21 protein-coding genes are annotated in these 18,567 nt (G+C 56.6%); all 21 read right to left on the bottom strand.

The genetic code is table 11. From position 1 onward, the window contains the following. Positions 1-12: 12 nt before the first annotated feature. Positions 13-2,094 carry a glycine--tRNA ligase subunit beta gene (gene glyS, locus IDH41_RS12970; protein WP_190861642.1) on the bottom strand — a complete coding sequence of 694 codons (2,082 nt, stop codon included), beginning with the start codon at positions 2,092-2,094 and terminating at the stop codon, positions 13-15. Continuing rightward, on the bottom strand, positions 2,087-2,974 hold the full coding sequence (glyQ, locus tag IDH41_RS12965; RefSeq protein ID WP_190861640.1) for a glycine--tRNA ligase subunit alpha: 888 nt from the start codon (positions 2,972-2,974) through the stop codon (positions 2,087-2,089). Before glyQ ends, glyS begins: the two co-directional genes overlap by 8 nt. A 368-nt stretch (positions 2,975-3,342) precedes the next feature. Next, positions 3,343-4,881, bottom strand: a complete 1,539-nt coding sequence (locus tag IDH41_RS12960) for an MDR family MFS transporter (RefSeq protein WP_190861638.1) — start codon at positions 4,879-4,881, stop codon at positions 3,343-3,345. 144 nt (positions 4,882-5,025) lie between these two features. Continuing rightward, a complete protein-coding gene (recO, locus tag IDH41_RS12955) occupies positions 5,026-5,769 on the bottom strand; it encodes a DNA repair protein RecO (protein WP_190861636.1) in 744 nt (247 codons plus the stop codon). Between the two features lie 109 nt (positions 5,770-5,878). Next, positions 5,879-6,040, bottom strand: coding sequence for a YqzL family protein (locus IDH41_RS12950; protein ID WP_190861634.1), 162 nt, complete (start codon positions 6,038-6,040; stop codon positions 5,879-5,881). A gap of 94 nt (positions 6,041-6,134) precedes the next feature. Beyond that, the gene (era, locus tag IDH41_RS12945) at positions 6,135-7,061 is read right to left on the bottom strand and encodes a GTPase Era (RefSeq protein ID WP_190861632.1); all 927 of its coding nucleotides are present in this window, start codon (positions 7,059-7,061) and stop codon (positions 6,135-6,137) included. Positions 7,062-7,069: 8 nt separating this feature from the next. Then, entirely contained in the window at positions 7,070-7,504 is a 435-nt protein-coding gene (locus tag IDH41_RS12940; protein WP_190861630.1) for a cytidine deaminase, read from the bottom strand. A gap of 30 nt (positions 7,505-7,534) precedes the next feature. Further along, the gene (locus IDH41_RS12935) at positions 7,535-7,897 is read right to left on the bottom strand and encodes a diacylglycerol kinase family protein (RefSeq protein WP_190861628.1); all 363 of its coding nucleotides are present in this window, start codon (positions 7,895-7,897) and stop codon (positions 7,535-7,537) included. Further along, entirely contained in the window at positions 7,897-8,394 is a 498-nt protein-coding gene (gene ybeY / locus IDH41_RS12930) for an rRNA maturation RNase YbeY (protein WP_190861627.1), read from the bottom strand. Before ybeY ends, IDH41_RS12935 begins: the two co-directional genes overlap by 1 nt. Beyond that, positions 8,391-10,637, bottom strand: coding sequence for an HD family phosphohydrolase (locus IDH41_RS12925; RefSeq protein WP_190861626.1), 2,247 nt, complete (start codon positions 10,635-10,637; stop codon positions 8,391-8,393). The genes ybeY and IDH41_RS12925 overlap by 4 nt, the downstream gene beginning before the upstream one ends. Before the next feature lie 17 nt (positions 10,638-10,654). After that, positions 10,655-11,629 (bottom strand): PhoH family protein, encoded by a 975-nt coding sequence (locus tag IDH41_RS12920; protein WP_397327885.1) that lies wholly within the window; start codon positions 11,627-11,629, stop codon positions 10,655-10,657. Between the two features lie 3 nt (positions 11,630-11,632). After that, positions 11,633-12,826, bottom strand: coding sequence for a sporulation protein YqfD (yqfD, locus tag IDH41_RS12915; protein ID WP_223829700.1), 1,194 nt, complete (start codon positions 12,824-12,826; stop codon positions 11,633-11,635). 23 nt (positions 12,827-12,849) lie between these two features. Continuing rightward, a complete protein-coding gene (yqfC, locus tag IDH41_RS12910) occupies positions 12,850-13,128 on the bottom strand; it encodes a sporulation protein YqfC (protein WP_190861623.1) in 279 nt (92 codons plus the stop codon). A gap of 178 nt (positions 13,129-13,306) precedes the next feature. Next, positions 13,307-13,780 carry a hypothetical protein gene (locus IDH41_RS12905; protein WP_190861622.1) on the bottom strand — a complete coding sequence of 158 codons (474 nt, stop codon included), beginning with the start codon at positions 13,778-13,780 and terminating at the stop codon, positions 13,307-13,309. 58 nt (positions 13,781-13,838) lie between these two features. Further along, complete coding sequence (gene floA / locus IDH41_RS12900; protein WP_190861620.1) at positions 13,839-14,828, bottom strand: flotillin-like protein FloA; 990 nt, start codon at positions 14,826-14,828, stop codon at positions 13,839-13,841. A gap of 32 nt (positions 14,829-14,860) precedes the next feature. Beyond that, positions 14,861-16,180 carry an NfeD family protein gene (locus IDH41_RS12895; RefSeq protein ID WP_190862055.1) on the bottom strand — a complete coding sequence of 440 codons (1,320 nt, stop codon included), beginning with the start codon at positions 16,178-16,180 and terminating at the stop codon, positions 14,861-14,863. Positions 16,181-16,387: 207 nt separating this feature from the next. Beyond that, positions 16,388-16,831, bottom strand: a complete 444-nt coding sequence (locus IDH41_RS12890) for a GatB/YqeY domain-containing protein (protein ID WP_190861619.1) — start codon at positions 16,829-16,831, stop codon at positions 16,388-16,390. Positions 16,832-16,846: 15 nt separating this feature from the next. Next, on the bottom strand, positions 16,847-17,020 hold the full coding sequence (gene rpsU, locus IDH41_RS12885; protein ID WP_005547957.1) for a 30S ribosomal protein S21: 174 nt from the start codon (positions 17,018-17,020) through the stop codon (positions 16,847-16,849). A gap of 85 nt (positions 17,021-17,105) precedes the next feature. Next, positions 17,106-17,459, bottom strand: coding sequence for a histidine triad nucleotide-binding protein (locus IDH41_RS12880; protein ID WP_190861617.1), 354 nt, complete (start codon positions 17,457-17,459; stop codon positions 17,106-17,108). A gap of 114 nt (positions 17,460-17,573) precedes the next feature. After that, entirely contained in the window at positions 17,574-17,870 is a 297-nt protein-coding gene (locus tag IDH41_RS12875) for a hypothetical protein (RefSeq protein WP_190861616.1), read from the bottom strand. Between the two features lie 81 nt (positions 17,871-17,951). Beyond that, positions 17,952-18,566 (bottom strand): hypothetical protein, encoded by a 615-nt coding sequence (locus IDH41_RS12870; RefSeq protein ID WP_190861614.1) that lies wholly within the window; start codon positions 18,564-18,566, stop codon positions 17,952-17,954. Position 18,567 lies beyond the last annotated feature (1 nt).

The following is an 18,567-nucleotide window of genomic DNA, read 5'->3' as shown; positions in this document are numbered from 1 at the left end:
CCCTCCCGGCTTTTACCAAACCAGCTTCGAAAAATCCGCGACAACCGCAATGTCGCCCGCGATGCCGGCGAGCGCGGCGAGCCGGTTGGCGCGCACCGCTTCGTCCGGCGACATGACCATAACCTTCTCGAAATACGAATGAATGAACGGCGTCAACGCCGTTAACGACTGAACGGCCTTCGCGTAATTTCCTTGTTCGGCCGATTCCGCGAACGTTGGACGCTGCCGCAGCCACTGCTCGTAGAGCTCCTTCTCCGCCTGCTCGGCGAACAAGGACGGATCGATCGGCGTTCCGTCCGCTTTCGCGGCCAGATTGCCGACGCGATTGAACTGTTCGACCGCAAGCTTGAACTCGGACCGGTCATCGCCCGCCGCAAGCGCCTGTACGACCGAAGCCCGTTCGACGACGGACCTGAGGTCCTCGAACCCTGCCGCCATGACCGCATCGACGACGTCGTAACGGACGCCTTGCTCGGAGAGCAGGTTTTTGACCCGAAGCGCGAAGAAGTCCGACAAGTCCTTGCGGATATCGGCCGCGGAGCGCTTCGTTCCGCGCGCGTCATGGACGGACAAGGCCGCGTCGTACAGCTCGCTTAGCTGCAGCTTGAGTCCGTGCGCCAATATAATTTGCACGATGCCCGCCGCTTGTCTGCGAAGCGCATAAGGGTCCTGGGAGCCCGTCGGGATGATGCCGATCGAGAAGCAGCCTACGATCGTATCGATCTTATCGGCGAGGCTGACGATCGCTCCCGTCAGCAGCGACGGCGCCAGATCGCCGGAGAAGCGCGGCTGGTAATGCTCGTTGACCGCTTTGGCCACCTCTTCGCGCTCTCCCGCCTTCCGTGCGTAGTCTTCGCCCATAATGCCCTGAAGCTCGGGAAACTCATATACCATTTGCGAGACCAGGTCGAATTTGCAAATATCGGCTGCCCGGCTAACGTCTTTCGCCGTCTGCTCGCCGACCTGCAGCTGCCCGGCAATCAAATCCGCCGTCGCGCGGATTCGGCGCACCTTATCGGCGACGGAGCCGAGCTCCTCGTGATAGACGATCGACTCCAGCTTCGACAGCGCATGCCCGATCGTAAGCTTGTGATCTTCTTCATAGAAGAATTTCGCGTCCGACAGCCTTGCGCGGAGCACCTTCTCGTTCCCTTTGGCGACCAGTTCGATCGATCTCAAGTCACCGTTTCGGACCGTCACGAAGAAAGGCTGCAGCTGCCCTTCGCCGTTAAATACCGGGAAATACCGTTGATGCTCGCGCATCGAAGTAATGAGCACTTCCTGCGGAATGTGCAGAAATGCCGGATCGAAGCCGCCGAACAGCACGTTCGGATATTCGACGAGGAACAGAACCTCTTCCAGCAAATCTTCCTTGATCGCGATTTCCCATCCCTTTTCCTTGGCGAGTCCGTCGATCTGCGCGACGATGAGCCGCTCGCGCTCGGCAACGTCCGCAATGACTTGCTGCTCGCGCAGCTTCGCCGCGTACTGGGACGGCTCGGGGACGACCGTCTCTTCGCCGAGGAAGCGATGTCCGCGCGTGACGTTGCCGGTCTGAACGCCCGCGATTTCGAACGGGACGATTTCTTCGCCGAACAAGGCGACGAGCCAGCGGATCGGCCGGACGAAGCGAAGCTCGTGGCTGCCCCAGCGCATGTTTTTCGGGAATGACATCGATGCGATGATGCCGAGAAGTCCTTCGGGGAGCACCTCGGCCGTTGCCGTACCGACGCTGCTTTTGTTCGCGTATACGTATTCGACGCCGGCCAGCTCCTTGAAATAAAGCTCTTCCGGACTTACGCCTTGGCTGCGCGCGAAGCCGAGCGCCGCTTTGCTCCAGTTCCCTTGGTCGTCCTGCGCGATTTTGCGCGACGGCCCTTTCGCTTCCTCGCTCATGTCGGATTGCTTATCCGCCACGCTCGAGACGCGTACCGCAATGCGGCGCGGCGTAGCGAACGCTTCGACTTCGCCGTGCTCGATCCGCGAATCCGCAAGCCATTTTGCCGTTTTTTCTTTGAGCTGGTTCATTGCGCCGCGCACGAAACGGGCGGGCACCTCTTCCAATCCGATCTCAAGCAGCAGGTCTCTAGCCATTGCGCTCCACTCCTTTCTTCAGCAGCGGGAATCCGAGGCTCTCTCTCTCCTCGTAGTATGTCGATGCGCAGGAACGGGCCAAATTCCTCACCCGCGTAATGTAACCCGTTCGTTCGGTCACGCTGATCGCTCCGCGGGCGTCGAGCAGATTGAACGTATGCGAGCACTTTAGCACGTAATCGTATGCGGGGAACACGAGATGCTGCTCCATCGTTTTCTTCGCTTCCTCCTCGTACATATTGAACAAGGAGAACAGCATCGCCGTATCGGACGTCTCGAACGTATATTTCGAATGCTCGTATTCCGGCTGCTTGAAGACGTCTCCGTAAGTGATGCCGTCGACCCATTCCAAATCGAACACGTTTTCTTTCTGCTGGATATACGAGGCAAGACGTTCCATGCCATACGTAATTTCGACCGCGACCGGATTCGCATCGATGCCGCCGACCTGCTGGAAGTACGTGAACTGCGTAATTTCCATACCGTCGAGCCAAACTTCCCAGCCGAGACCCCATGCGCCCAGCGTTGGCGATTCCCAGTTGTCCTCGACGAAACGGATGTCATGGTCCTTCGAATCGATGCCAAGCTTCTTCAAGCTCTCCAAATAAATTTCCTGGATATTGTCCGGGGACGGCTTCAGGATGACTTGGAACTGGTGATGCTGGTACAGCCGGTTCGGATTCTCGCCGTAGCGTCCGTCCGCCGGGCGGCGGGAAGGCTCCACGTAAGCGACATTCCAAGGCTCGGGTCCGATCGAACGCAAAAACGTCATCGGATTCATCGTTCCGGCACCCTTCTCCACATCGTAAGGCTGAACGAGTATGCAATTTTGTTCGGCCCAGAACTGCTGCAGCGTTAAAATCATTCTTTGAAAATTCATGTCAGACCCTCTCCTTCTTCCTTCGTGTTCGGCCCGCGAAGCGGACTCCTGTTCTGGTTCAGCGAGGGAGACGCCATGCAAAAAAACTCCCGCCTCTACGCCTGCTGCCAGACGTAGGGACGAGAGTTGAATTTCCCGCGGTTCCACCCTACTTGGCCGCTCCGGGAGGAGCAGACCCTCTTTGTTCGCCATGACTCCGGAGCGCCCTTCGCCGCATTGTCCGTCCGGGCTTTCACTGTTCCCGGCTCGCTGAATCCGTCGACATCAAACGGTTACTTTCTCCATCATTGTCCATATTCATAATGGTCTATTCTATGCCTTTTCAATCCAATTGTCAAATCTTTGTTTTTACTTGCCTTGGAGATCCTCTAATGGCTATGAACCTCTTCCGGACGCGGAGCTTTGCCGGCGTCCTTGCCGATCAAGTCCTTCATGCCGGCGCCGCCCATCATAAGCACGCACAGCAGCGCGAGCACGGCCGGAACGATCGACCAGAGGAAGGTCGCCGATACCGAGTCCGACAAAGCGGCGACGATTTTGTCCATGACATCTGCCGGTATTTCCGACCGCTTCTCCGGCGACAGCAATTCGCGCGCGTTGTCGTTCATCGGCCCTCCGGGGGCGCCCGCGAATGCGTCTGCCATGCCGCCTGCGAAATGATTGCGCTGGATGATGCCGAACACGGTAATGCCGACGGTCATTCCAAGCGACCGCACGAAGGACATTGTGGACGTCGCGCTGCCTCTCTGCCTGACATCGAAGCCGTGAATTGAAGACATGCCGAGCACCGAGAAGGAGAAGCCGATGCCGAAGCCCGTAACTAGCATGTAGACGGACAGCAGAAAGCGCGTCGTGTCCGGCGTAATCGTGGACAGCAGGACGATGCCCAAAATAAAGATGACCGCAGAGAACATCATCACGCTCCGATAAGACATCTTATTCGCAAGGAAGCCGCCGAGCTGCGCCGCGACGACCGAGCCCAGCGTCATGGGCAGCAAGGTCAGGCCGGCATTGACCGCCGTGCCCCCGAATACGCCCTGCACGAACATCGGAATGTAAAGGGCTGCCGTAATGAACGCCGCGCCGTAGAACAATCCGGCGCCCGTGCTTGCGGCGAACAGCCGCTGCCGGAACATGCCGAAGGAGATGATCGGCTCCGCGGCTTTCGTTTCCGCATAGAGGAACAGGCCGAGCAGGACGGCGAAGCCTGCGAACAGCCCGATAATTTGCGCCGAATCCCAAGCGTATTCCATTCCGCCGAGCTCAAGCGCGAACATGAGGCACACGATGGCGCCAACCAGCGTTGACGCTCCCCACCAGTCGATGCGCTGCTTGTCGTGCGATAGCGATTCCTTGTAGAAAAAAACGATGAAAGCAAGCGCCACGATCCCGATCGGAACGTTGATGTAAAAAATCCAGCGCCAATCGATGTATTCCGTTAAGTAAGCCCCCGCGAGCGGACCGAACAGGCTGGACGTGCCGAATACGGATCCGAACAAGCCGCCCATCTTGCCTCGCTTCTCCGGCGGGAAGATGTCGAATACGATCGCGAAGGCGATCGGCATCATCGCGCCGCCGCCGATCCCCTGGATCGCGCGGTAGATCGTCAGCTGCGCGATCGATTCGGCCGTGCCGCACTGCACCGAACCGATGAGAAACAGAGCAATGCCCAATACGAAAAAACGTTTTCTGCCGTACATGTCCGACAGCTTGCCGAATATCGGCATCCCGGCCATTTCGGTCACGAGGTACGCGGATGTGACCCACACGTACTTATCGAGGCCGCCGAGATCGGATACGATCGTCGCCATGGCGGTCGAGACGATCGTGTTGTCGATGGAAGCGACCAATATGCCGAGCAGCAGCCCGGCGACGACAAACCCTAGTCTTTGTTGCTTTAGCGACATCAGGCAAATCCCTCCATATCGCAAATGATTTAACAGCCTCATTCATCATAAGGCAGCGTTCTCGGGCTGTAAACGTACAAGGGATGGAGGAAGCACTACGACTCTGGTCCGAGTCGGCCGTATATGTATGACGAAATGGCGCCTTTATAGCAGTTTATCCAACTGATCGAGAAAGCTGCGCGATTTCAGCTGAAGCCCGAGATGCGTATCCATCAGCTTGCGCATGCACAGCTTCAGCTCCGCCTTCGTCTCCGGCTTGACTTGAATCGATCCGAGCCTTCGCATATCCATTCTGCGGAACAGCTTCAGCAGCTTATAAGCACCTTCGCCGAGCGGAATGGCACCGGTGTCCTTGCCCGTACATCTGCCGCACAGAATGCCCCCGCCATGCGCCGATAATTTGAACGGTCCGACCCGATTTCCGCAGCTGACGCATTCGTCAAGCTCCGGCGCGTAACCCGACAAATCGAGTATTCGCATCTCGTACAGGTGAATAACGACCTGCGCATCCTTGCCTAGTGCAAGCGCAGCCAAACATGCCTTCAGCTGTTCGAAATGAAAGCCCGTCGCTTCGTCGTCCTGCGTCGTGCGGTCCATCAATTCCGCGGCGTAGGATGCATATGCCGCCAATTCCAACTGCTCCCGCAGGACGTGGTAAGATTCGATAATTTCGCCATGATTCAGCGTACCGAGCCCGCTCGTGCGGAAATAGACGAATTCCCCGTACGTAAAAGGCTGGGCAAGCGAAGCGTGCTTGCTTTTCACTTTTTTCGCGCCACGGATCAGCACGCCGGCTTTGCCGTTCGTCTCCGTAAGCAGCGTCACGATTTTGTTGCCTTCCCCGTAATCCATACTGCGAATGACAATCCCCTCTACCCGATACAACATTACGGTTACTCTCCCCTAAACGCAGAAACGAAAGCGCGCCTTCCCATTCAGGCGTACTTCCGTTTCGCGAAATGACATATTAGCAACATATTGAATTGAGAACGTTTCGTTAGCCCGAGCTCTCTTCGACGTCCATCAAGGCAAGCTCATCGTCTGCGCTTGCTAACGGGTCCTGGCGCCCTTCCGCGCCTAACTGGTTCATTTCCTTATAAAGCATGAAGGATTCGACATCCCCGGTCAACGTAAAATACTTCCACGAAAAATCTCGCATTCGTATTCATCCCTTTCCGCCTCGGAAATGCTCTAGACGATATTAGGATGCGATAAACGGGCTGCGCCTATCCTTAACAATTTACGTCAATTGCTCAGTCGTGCCGAAAACCGAGATCTTTCAAGACCCGTTCCTGGTTGCGCCAATCCTTCTTCACTTTCACCCATAGCTCGAGAAAAATGTGCGAACCGAGCAGCGCTTCGATATCTTTGCGCGCCTGCTTGCCGACTTCCTTGAGCATATCGCCTCTCTTGCCGATGATGATCCCCTTCTGCGAATCCCTTTCGACGAATATCACCGCGCCGATGTAGACGACGCCGTTCTCCTTCACTCGCATGTCTTCAATCGTCACGGCGATCGAATGCGGAATTTCCTCACGGGTCATATGCAATATTTTCTCGCGGATCAGCTCCGCGCACACGAACTGCTCCGGATGGTCCGTTATTTGATCGGCCGGATAATACTGCGGCCCTTCCGGCAAATATTTCGTAATCTGCTCGAGCAGCGTTTCGATATTGTTGCCGTTAAGGGCGGAGATCGGAACGATTTCCGCGAATTCGTGCAGCTCGTTGTACTGCGTGATCATCGGCAGCAGCCGCTCGGGCTCGACCTTGTCGATTTTGTTCATAACGAGAAAGACGGGCGTCTTCACTTTCTTGAGCTGCTCGATAATGAACCGGTCGCCGCCGCCGAGCCCCTCGGAGGCGTCGATCAGGAACAGCGCGGCTTCCACTTCCTTGAGCGCGCTTTCCGCGGTCTGGATCATGTAGTTGCCAAGCTTGGACTGCGGTTTATGAATGCCCGGCGTATCCAAAAACACGATTTGCGTATCGCTTGTCGTATAGACGCCATGAATTTTGTTGCGCGTCGTCTGCGGCTTGTCCGACATGATCGCGATCTTTTGCCCGATCAGGTGGTTCATCAGCGTGGACTTGCCGACGTTCGGCCTTCCGATGATCGCCACGAAGCCGGATCTGAATTTTTTGCCTTCCCGGTCGTTTGATGCTGTCGTTCGATTCATTCGTATTCTTAACGCTCCCCGTTGTCTAGTGAAGCCGGCGTGAATGCGCCCGGCAAAATATCCGCGACGGTCGAAACCGTCCACTGTCCTTTTATGTTGCCCATAATGACGGGCATATCCGGCGCGCACAGCTCGACGAGCACCTGACGGCAAATGCCGCACGGGGCAATCGGGCCTTGCGTGTCGCCGATGACGGCGATCGCCTGAAACTGCCCCGGCCGCTTGCCGTCGGCAACGGCGCGGAACAGCGCCGTCCGCTCGGCGCAGTTCGTCGGTCCGTAAGCGGCGTTCTCCACGTTGCAGCCGTGATGGACATGTCCCTCATCATCGAGCAAAGCGGCACCTACCTGGAATCGCGAGTACGGCACGTAAGCGCGCGACATCGCGTCCCGGGCCGCTTGCATTAGCCGGACATGCGCTTCCGGCATTCCTTCGAAAGGCATCGAGGTTACCTCCTCAACATGATGGTGACGCTAAGCGAACAATAAACGCCACAAGGGCGGCCCGATAATGAGCAGCCCGATGACGACGGCGATTATGGCGGCGACCAGCACGGCGCCGGCTGCGACGTCCTTTGCGATCTTCGCGACGGGATGAATGCCGGGACTTGCCAGATCCACCGCTTGTTCGACGGCCGTATTCATCATCTCCGCGCTGAACACGACCGCGATCGTAAGCAGAATGACCGCCCACTCGATCGGCTTCAGCGATACGAGCCATCCGAGTCCGCAAACCGCGGCGGCGGCAATCATATGAACGCGCATATGGCTTTGCGTGCGAATCGCGTAGCCGATGCCCGAGAAGGCGACCCCGAGGCTGCAAATGAACTTGGCCATTATCGCGACAATCCGGCTTCCTGCAATACCGCTTCCTGCTTCGCCGTCATGACCGCTTCGGACGCATCGTCCTGATGATCGTAACCGATAAGGTGCAGAAAGCCGTGAACGAACAGAAAGCCGATCTCCCGCTCCAAGGAATGGCCGTATTCCTCGCTTTGGGCCGCAGCCGTCTCGACGGATATGATGATATCGCCTAGCATGCCTGAAATCGGATCCTTCTCGTCCTCGCTGTCCACTTCGAAAATAATGTCCAGCTCCTCCGTTCCGTCTTCCTGCATCGCGAAGGACAGCACGTCCGTCGGACGGTCGATCCCCCGGTAATCGCGGTTCAGCTGGTGGATTTCCTCGTCGTCGGTGAACGTCAAGGACACCTCGCCGTCGGTAATGCCCTCCGCCTCCGCTGCAAGCCGGAGCAGCTGCTCCAGCTTCGCGATCCAGCTATCCGGAATTTCCATCTTCTGCTGTTCGTTGCTCCAATCAAGCTGTACGCTCATGCCAGTCGCTCCTTTGATTTAACGTCCTCCGGATATTCGATGCGCGAGTGGAAAATGCCGATGACGCTCTCCTTCAACGATTGAGCGATCTTATCGAGCTCCTTCAACGTCAGGTCGCATTCGTTGTATTGATTGTCGTCGAGCCTGCTCTTGATGATTTTGTTGATCATTGCTTCAACCTGCTCCACGGTCGGATTGCGCAGGCTCCGAACCGCCGCCTCCACGCAGTCGGCGATTCCGACGACGGCAGCCTCCTTCGACTGCGCCTTCGGTCCCGGATACCGGAAGTCGTCCTCCGTGAACGAGGGCTCGATACCCTGCTCCTCCGCTTGCTTTAACGCTTTGTAATAGAAAAACTTAAGCGACGTCGTTCCGTGATGCTGCTCGGCAATATCGCGGATCGGCTTCGGTATGCTGTACCCTTTCAACATATCCACGCCATCCCTGGCATGCGCGACGATAATCGATTTGCTTAGCTTCGGATCGATCGTGTCATGCGGGTTTTCGATGTTGGATTGGTTCTCGATGAAATAGTTCGGCCGCTTCGTCTTCCCGATGTCGTGATAGAACGAGCCGACCCGGCAAAGCAGGCCGTCCGCGCCGATCGCTTCCGCGGCCGCCTCCGATAAATTGCCGACCATGACGCTATGATGATACGTTCCCGGCGTTTCCGTCAGCAGCTTGCGTAGCAGCGGATGATTCGGATTCGACAGCTCCACGAGCTTCAGCGCCGACAGGATGCCGAACGTAATTTCGAAGAAAGGCATCAGCCCGATAACCAGAATCGCCGTAATGAGGCCGCTTGCGAACGCGAACGCCACCGAATAAATGAAGAAACTTCTTTCCAGCTGCTCCGTTAGGAGCAGCAGCGAGATGACCGAAATCGATCCGAACAAGCTGACCATGATGCCCGCCTTCAATATCGTCGAACGCTGGCTTGCGCGATGAATGGAGAAGATGGCGGCGAACGATACGACGATGATGACGAAGCCGTATTGAAAGTCGAAAATTTGTTGCTGCCCGTTATTCAAGATGATGCTGCCCATGATCGAGAACAAGATGGAACTGACCATCGCCAGATGCATGTCGAGCAGCAGCGTGATCAGCATCGTCCCCAAGGCGGCCGGCGCCAAATAACCCGCATAAGGCGCGGTGTCCGTCTGCGTCAGCGAAACGATCTGCATCGTCACGATGTTGATCAGAAAAATAAGCCACAGCATAAGCAAAGAAGCGTTATTGTATTTCGGCTTCACGCCGTTAATGCCGCCCGATTGATGCAAATACGCGTACAACGAGACGATGAACATGACGGACAAGACGAGCAAACCGGTTTGCGGCCAATAATTTTTCTTCTCCTGCAGCAAGGAAGAATCGACGAGCAATTTGTACAGTTCCGGCGTAATGGTCTGCCCCCGCTTGACGATCAGCTCGCCTTCCTTGATCACGACGGGCGGCGTATTCTGCTTCGCCTGCACCCTCGCTTCATCGGTTGCCTCCTTGTCGAAAAACTTGTTCGGCATGATCGCGAACCTAGCCAGCTCCTGCACGATTTCGCGGCTTGTCCGGCTCGACAGCGAGCTGGCGTTCACCATCTCGGCCACCTGCGTGCGGGCCGTCTCCGCCTCGCGAAGCTGCTCGCCCGTCAGCTTGCGCACGATGTCCCTGGCGACGCTGCGCATTTCGGCCAACGTCTCCCCCGATAAATTCGGCATTTTATAGAACGTTTCTTCCGGGATCGTATACTGCTGCTCCTTGGCCACAAGAGCCATTTCCTCAAGCAGCGAATCGTTATAGGTCCCTTTGCCCCTGTTCATTTTGACGAAATCGTCGATATATTCCGAATATCTTCCCGGAATTTCGTTGCGGTAAATATCGATCTTGTTCTGGACGGTCACCTGATCGTCCTGATTCAGCTGCTCGATCCGCACGAAAATCTGGTCCACCAGCATCTCGTTCCGAAGCGGCACGATCGAATAAATATCGTCGATCCTCGCGGCCGCGTCCTCCTCCGCTTGCCGCGTCGCCTTCTCGTCCTTGATCTGGAAAGGCGCCTTAATGTCCTTCTCGCTCACCGCGCCTTCTTCGATGTCGTACGTCTCGGGTACGAGATGCGGAGCCAAGCTGAAATAGAACAGCAGCACGAACAAAACCATCAGCATCCATCGAACGGCCGCGCTTTGCTTCCAGCCCGCCGTCTTGGACGGCTGCAAGTTTCCTTGTTTTCCGGTCTGAGTCTGGTTCATGCAGCAGACATTCCTCTCTAGGCTTTGTTTTCGGCATCCCAATTATAAGCCACGATAATTTTCTGAACCAGGGAATGCCGGACGACATCCTGTTCAGAGAATTGAATAATTCCGATTTCCTCTATATCCCTCAAGATGCGCTGCGCCTCGATTAGACCCGAGCTTTTGCCCCTGGGCAAATCGATTTGCGTCACGTCGCCCGTAATGACCATCTTGGAGCCGAAGCCGAGCCTTGTCAAAAACATCTTCATCTGCTCCGGCGTCGTGTTCTGCGCTTCGTCCAATATGATGAACGCGTCGTCGAGCGTCCGGCCGCGCATATACGCGAGCGGCGCGATCTCGATCATGCCCCTCTCGATCGCCTTGACGGTCTGCTCCGGCCCGAGGACGTCGTGCAGGGCGTCGTACAACGGACGCAAATACGGATCTACCTTCTCTTGCAGGTCGCCGGGCAGGAAGCCTAAATTCTCGCCCGCTTCCACGGCCGGCCTCGTCAGCACGATCCGCTTCACCGAGCCTTCCTTCAATGCGGCGACGGCCAGCACGACCGCCAAATATGTTTTGCCCGTCCCGGCGGGGCCGATGCCGAATACGATGTCGAGCTTCTTAATCGTCTTCACGTAATGGCGCTGACCGATCGTCTTGACGCGAATCGGCTTCCCGCGGTAGGTCGTCGTAATTTCTTTCTTGAACAAGTCCAGAAGCTCCTCGGCTTGCATGGATCTCGCGAGCTCGAACGCATAGGTCACGTCTCTCTCGGACGGCGTATAGCCTCCGCGTACGAGCTGCAGCAGAACGCTGTAAAGCTGTTCCAGCGAATCCACCTCTTCGGCGTTCCCGGAAATGACGATTTCCGCGTCGCGCGAAGCGATCGACGCTTCCGCCTGCTCTTGAACGAGGCGCAAATACTTGTCCTGCGGTCCGAATACGGCCAATCCTTCCGCTGCGCTGCCGAGCGGTATTTTCGCTACTTTTGTCTCAATTGGCAACAATCCTCAATCTCCTTGCATCTGGACTAGTGGCATTTCCTGTACGATAGATTGCTCGACTTCAAAAAGAACTTTCATATAAACTTTACCATTCTCGGCCTTTTCATGCAAAACAATTTCCTTGCGGATGACGGAATCCGGGCCGGCTTTGACGAGCAAATCCGCTTTTGCCTGCAAAATGCCGACGCTTTTCGCCTCGTCTTCGGTCAGCGTCCGCTCTTCCATCCGCGTCTCCATGATCGTCTCTTTCATTCGGCCTATGGGCAGCGACCAGCTTCGCCACGATGCCTTCTCCTCGTGCGCGATCGTTTCGGAAGATTCATACGGATCCTTGCCGTAGCCGGTAAGCTGAAGCGCCCTTGAGCCGATGACGGCATACCATTTCGTATGCTTCTCGCCCGTATACACCTTCGCATGCTGCACGAGCGGCGACTCGATATCGAATTCGTACCAGACGAGCCCGCGAACCTTCCCTGTGGCCACGACAATGCGCGAATTCTCTTCGCCGCCGATCATGCCGGAGATAAGCGTCTGGCCTTTTTTGACCTTCGTGTTCTTCTTGACGACCGGCCTGCCCGCGTCGGCGATGATTTCCGTGACGACCGCGTCCGCCGAAGCGACGAGATGGCGAGGGTTTTGAAGCGGAGCGTCATCGGGAATCGTTTGCTCGGCGACCCGGATGATGACCTTTGTCCCTTTTTTCTCCACGCCGACCCAGGACGAGCCCGGCAGCCTCTTCACCAGCTCCTTGGACAGCACGTCGGCGTCCGCAAGACGGAACGACCACTGCATCGGGTAGAGTCCTTCCTGCCTGGCCGCCTGCCGGATTTGATCCTCCGTCAGCTTCACGTTTCCTTGCACGTCGACGCTCCATACGAGCGAGGACAACAGGAAGATGATCGCGAAGAACAAGGCGATGCCTCCGGTAAAAAACATTCTGCGCTCCGCCTTGACCATCAAGAACGGCAGTCCCTTGCGCTTCGTCACGTGCACGCGGCAGCCTGTCTGCTTCAAGTACGGCCGAAGCTCGAAGAAGTCTCCGACCGACAGCTCGAATTCGAGCAAGCCCCGACTTGTCCACCGGATGGAAGACAGCTGCAAGCCGCCCGCGAGCGCCAGGTTGACGAGCCGCTCCGGTTGTCCCCCGCGAACCTGCACCGTTACGATCCCCTTTAACCATTGTGCCCCTTGTACGCTCAATCCGTTCCCCTCCCTACACGTTTTCAAGGTAATATTTGAATGTTTTTGATTTGCCCCTCCACGAACACTTCCTCCGTCCATATCGTCCGAATGACCAGCGAGCTGCCCGTCACCTCCAGCTCTCCCTTGCTGAGCGCAAGGCGCAGGCTCTCGCTCGAGAAATGAACGACGCCACGATGGTTCTCGATATAAAGCTGCCGGTCCCCGATCATCGTGAGGCGCGGCAAATCATACACGACGTCATGCGGCATATCCAGCAGCTCGGCGGTCACTTTACGAAATTTTCTTTTTATACGACGCATCGACGAATCGCGACCTCCCTTAAGCATTCCAACCGCTATGCAAGTTTTCATGTACTGTACCAAAATATGCGCCGCGACTGGGAATTATGAGATGAGATTCGCCGGTGACGGTGCAATGCCGGGCGATGAAAAAAAAGAACGCCCCGCGAATCCGAAGATTCGGGGGCGTTCGCTTCCTTTATTTGCGAAACGGTCGTTTCGCCCGCGGCGGACCGAGAATCTCGGCCCACAGCACGGCTTTTCTCAGATCGTCCGCTCGTACTTGCGCGCCGGCCGATCGGGCGGCCGGCGTTCCGGCTCTATCGGCCTCCATTGCGACAGGTCGCCGGTAAGGACGTTTCGCGGCGGCGGGCGGTGAAACCGGCGCAGCCGAAGGAACTTCCCGGTGCTCGGCGAATTCCCCTTCCGGTACACCGGTCTCATGCTCCGCCGAACGCGAACGGTAGACCGTCTGCCCGGCCGGCCGATCCGGCTCAAGTTTCTCCGGCGCCCTCTCGGGCCTGCCCGGCATGCCGGACAGGCCGCCTCCGCCGAAATTCGGCATCTGCCTCGGCCGCTTCTTGCCGCTTGACCTTCCGAACAGCGACGCCAGCGCGCCGATAACGATGACGACGATATAAATATTGTTCAGCAGAAATTCAATAAACCTCATCTTGCTCTCACCTCCGCGGCTAAGCAGCGCCGGACGTTAACCGGTCGTTGCCCGCAGGTTAGCGCCCGTCCTTATTGTCGTTCAAGCCGTCGTTCTTGCCGATCGAGCTTCTCATTTGCGTGTCCGCTTCGATGTTCTTCAAATTCATGTAATCCATGACGCCGATCTTGCCGCTCTTCAGCGCCTCGGCCATGGCCAGCGGCACCTGCGATTCGGATTCGACGACGCGCGCTTCCATCTCCACGACCTTCGCTTTGTTCTCCTGCTCCTGCGCGACCGCCATGGCTCGGCGCTCTTCCGCCTTCGCCTGGGCGATCTTCTTGTCGGCTTCGGCTTGCTCCGTCTGCAGATGGGCGCCGATGTTTTTGCCTACGTCCACGTCCGCGATATCGATCGACAAAATTTCGAATGCCGTTCCGGCGTCAAGCCCTTTGCCGAGCACCGTGCGCGAGATCAAGTCCGGATTTTCCAGCACGTCCTTATGCGAGCCCGAAGATCCGACCGTCGTAACGATCCCTTCGCCTACGCGGGCGATAATCGTCTCCTCGCCGGCGCCGCCGACGAGCCGGTCGATATTGGCCCGCACCGTCACGCGCGCCTTAACCTTCACCTCGATGCCGTCCTTTGCCACGGCCGCCACGATCGGCGTTTCGATCACGCGCGGGTTAACGCTCATCTGCACCGCTTGAAGCACGTCGCGGCCGGCGAGATCGATCGCGGCCGCGCGCTCGAAGATAAGCGGAATGTTCGCTCGCTGCGCGGCGATCAGCGCGTTGACGACGCGGTCGACGTTGCCGCCTGCCAGGAAATGGCTTTCCAGCTGGTTAATCGACAATCCTAAGCCCGCTTTCGTCGCTTTGATGAGCGGATTGACGATCCGGCTCGGGACGACCCGGCGCAGCCTCATCGCCACGAGCGTAATGATGCCTACCCGGACGCCCGATGCCAGCGCGGAAATCCACAGCATGATCGGGAAGAAGCTCAAAAATACGGACAGCACGATAATAATGACTACGGCTAAAATCAATACGGATACGATCGGATCCATCTTATCATCCTCCAGATTCGTTATTCATTCGTCTATTCTAACGTTTCTTTTACAACGATCCAAGTGCCTTCGGCCTTGACGACCTTGACTTTCCGGTTCGCGTTCACGAATTCCCCCGCCGTTACGACGTCGATCCGCTCGTCGCCGATCAAGACGGTTCCCGACGGCCGCAGCGGCGTTACCGTCACCCCTACCTTTCCGAGCAGCGAAACCTTGACGTCGGCCGACAAGTAGCCCTCCTCCGTCGTTAATTTGTCGCGGAGAATGAACTTGTTCCAAATGCCTCTCGACTTGTTCATCCTGACGAAAATCGCGATGATGACGATCGCCGCCACGATCGCTACGGCGAACGAAATCAGGGCGGTCATCGGGTCGGAGGCGGCGATCACGACGCCCGTAATCAAGGCGCTCCCTCCGAGGATACCCAGTATGCCGAAGCTCGGCACGAACACTTCGATGATCAGCAGGGCAACGCCAATGATGAACAGCACGACCGATTCCATGCCCGCGAACCCGGCAATATAATGACCGAAGAAATAAAGGCCGAAGGATAGTAAACCGACGACTCCCGGCACGCCGAAGCCAGGCACCAGCATCTCGATGACGACGCCCGCGATGCCGAGAATCAGCAGGATCGTCATCACGACGGGATCGACGAGAAAGCGCGCGACGTTCTCCGCGAGGGACGGCTTCACTTCGATTTTGGCGCGCGACTCCAGGCCGAGCCAGCTTGCGACGTCATCGACCGTACTCGCGGTATGCTCCGAATAACCGAGCTTCATCGCATCGTTTGCCGACAGCGTAAGAATTTCTCCTTGTTGCTTGTTTCTGCCGATCTCCTCCTGCAGATTGAGCACCACATTCGAATCGACCATCGCCGCGGCGATGTTGCGGTCCCTGCCGTTCAATGCCGCCGCCTCGCTCATTTCCGACACCCAGAACGAGATCGTCTTGGGATTGTCGATCAACGTTCCGGATCCGTCGACGACGGCGGCAGCTCCGATCGTGCTGCCTGGCTGCATGACGATGTTATCCGCGTTAAGCGCGATGTACGTGCCGGCCGACACCGCTTTGCCTTCTACGAACGCCGTCGTCGGGATCGGGTTCTCGCGGATGAAATGGCCGATGCTCTCCGCGTTGACGACCTTGCCTCCCAGCGTATTGATGACGAGTATGACATGTTCCGCTTTCGCTTCCTCCGCCTCTTTATACGCCCTTTTCAAAAACGACTCAAGCCCGGATTCGACCGTTTGCTTGACCGGTATGACATAGACGGCGGGCCCCGCGTCGTCAGCCGCCTCGGCAGCCGGGACGAATCCGCCGATCAGCCCCGCGGCCGCAACCATCAGCATGGCCGCCAACAGGATAGCGGACGCAACAATCGGCCTTCTTCTTGAAAGATGCAAGCGCAAGAAGTCCCCTCCTTATCTCGATTATAATATTTTATTACGCTAAGGCGAGCAATTTGTTTCATTTATGGCTCTTTATAGTATGGTATTCGCACGGCATAAAAAAACACCCCTTGTCGAAGGGGTGTTTCGTGAGTCCGAATGTTATAGTCACTTAAGAAGTTGCTGTACGAACTGATTTACTAGTTTACCGTCAGCGCGACCCTTTGTTTTCGGCATAAGGGCACTCATAACTTTTCCCATATCGGCTTTGGAAGAAGCACCGAGTTCATGGATGGTCTGTGTTACTATCTCTTGAATCTCTTCTTCAGTCAGCTGCTCGGGAAGGTATTGACTAATAATTTCAATTTCCACTGCAAGATCCGCAACTAGATCATCACGGCCGGCTTTTTTAAATTCTTGGAGGGAATCTTTACGTTGTTTGATTTCGCGACTTAGAATGTCGACCACTTCGTTGTCTTCCAACGAACGCTTGAGATCAATTTCCAAGTTTTTGACAGACGCGCGCATCATGCGGATGACGGTCAGTCTGAACTTGTCCTGATTCTTCATGGCCTGCTTCATATCGTCGGTCAATCTGTCGCTCAGGTTCATTGTGGAAGGATCCTCCTAAAACTTTCTCTTACGCGCAGCCTCAGACTTCTTCTTGCGCTTTACGCTTGGCTTTTCATAATGCTTACGTTTTTTCACCTCAGCAAGAACCCCATCTTTAGCGATGGAACGTTTAAAGCGGCGAAGCGCAGCATCGATGGTTTCGTTTTTGCGAACTTTAGTTTCAGACACCAGTTTTCCCTCCCTCCGAAACAGACCGTCCAGAGCTAATACACGGTTTATCAAATTTCATTATATGTCAAACGCAAAGGCAGTGTCAACTTTGGATCTCTCCCAATAGCGGAGAAAGCTTCGCCCCGCCCAGCAAATGGATGTGCAGGTGGTATACGACCTGCCCTCCGTCCTTGTTCACGTTGTTGACCAAGCGGTAGCCGGACTCCGCAATCCCTTGCTCCTTCGCGATTTGTCTGGCGGCCGCGAACAGCTCGGCAATGACGGAATCGTCTTCGCCGGCAACGTCGTTCATCGTCGGGATATGCTTCTTCGGGATGATCAGGATATGTACCGGTGCTGCCGGCTGGATATCGTGGAAAGCAACAATTCTATCATTCTCGAACACTATCTTCGACGGAATGGCGCCTTCGATTATTTTGCAAAAAATGCAGTCCATCAGGTTCACCCCCCTGTACCTTCGCTCCCTCTATCATAGCGAAAAAAAAGCGTCTCGTCCAACCTGCCGGCCGGCCGGCGGGAACCGGCGTCCCGCTCGGCGGCATAGGGCGCTTCAATAAAACGGAAGCAGGCTCAGCGCGAGCAGCGCCGCAAGCGGGAATATTCTGCGGACGAAGCGCCTGCGCGGGAAGTACGGATAGGGATAGATCGGATAGCCGTAAGGCAGAAACGCCCGGTTATCCCATTCGTTGGTGCCGCACGGCACAGCGAGGCAGACGACCTCGTCGTCCAAATATTCGATGATGCCGTCGCAGCACCAGCCGTCATGCGTCTGGGCGAGCACGTAACGGTGCATGTGGTTTTCGCACCATTGTTTTTTTTGGTGTGCGTCGTAAAGCGCATTTTCCATTTCGATCAGCCTCCTGTCAACATCATCATATTCACAGATAGGCATTTGGCTACTCCGGTATCGCGCCCTGAGGGGACGGCATCAAGCGGGGTACTCGGACGGCTTCTCTTCCAAGAGCCGCAGGAGCCGGACGGCGTGGGCCGGCCATTCGAGCCCGCTCGACAAGCGGGTAATCGCCGCGCGGTTATCCGACAGGTTCGTATTGATGCCGCCGAGCGCGCCCGCCATCTCCTCAAGCGTCGCCTTGAGGGAATTCAAATACGCGAGGTCCTTCTCCTTCAGCGGACCGCCGTAATTTCCGACTTGCCGCAGGGCGGCGTCCACGTTATTGACGAACAGCGTGGCTTTCTCGACCCCGTTCGCTCCTTCCTCTTCCGAATACCGTTCCGCATGCGCGACAAGCTCGATCACGCCGGTGCCGAGAACGGCAGCGCGGCCGAAACCGTACTTCGCTTCCAGACGGTCTTCCGTCGCTTTGCTGCCCAGCACGGCGTCTACATGCGCGCTTAGCTCGTCCACGTAGAGCTTGGACTCGACCGCCGCCCGGTAGATGTCTTGCCCTTCGTCGTATCTCGCTTCCTGCGTATGCTGCAAATGCAGCGTATACAGGAGGACGTTTCCCATAAGACTCAATACGAGAATGACCAATGTAATCGGCAGCGCCAGCGGGCGCTTGCCCGATTTCTCGTGTTCCAAC

This window comes from Paenibacillus arenilitoris, assembly GCF_014705655.1.
Classification (GTDB): Bacteria; Bacillota; Bacilli; order Paenibacillales; family Paenibacillaceae; genus Pristimantibacillus; species Pristimantibacillus arenilitoris.
Note: the sequence above shows the minus strand (reverse complement) of the source record. Positions and strands in the feature narration are given on the sequence as shown.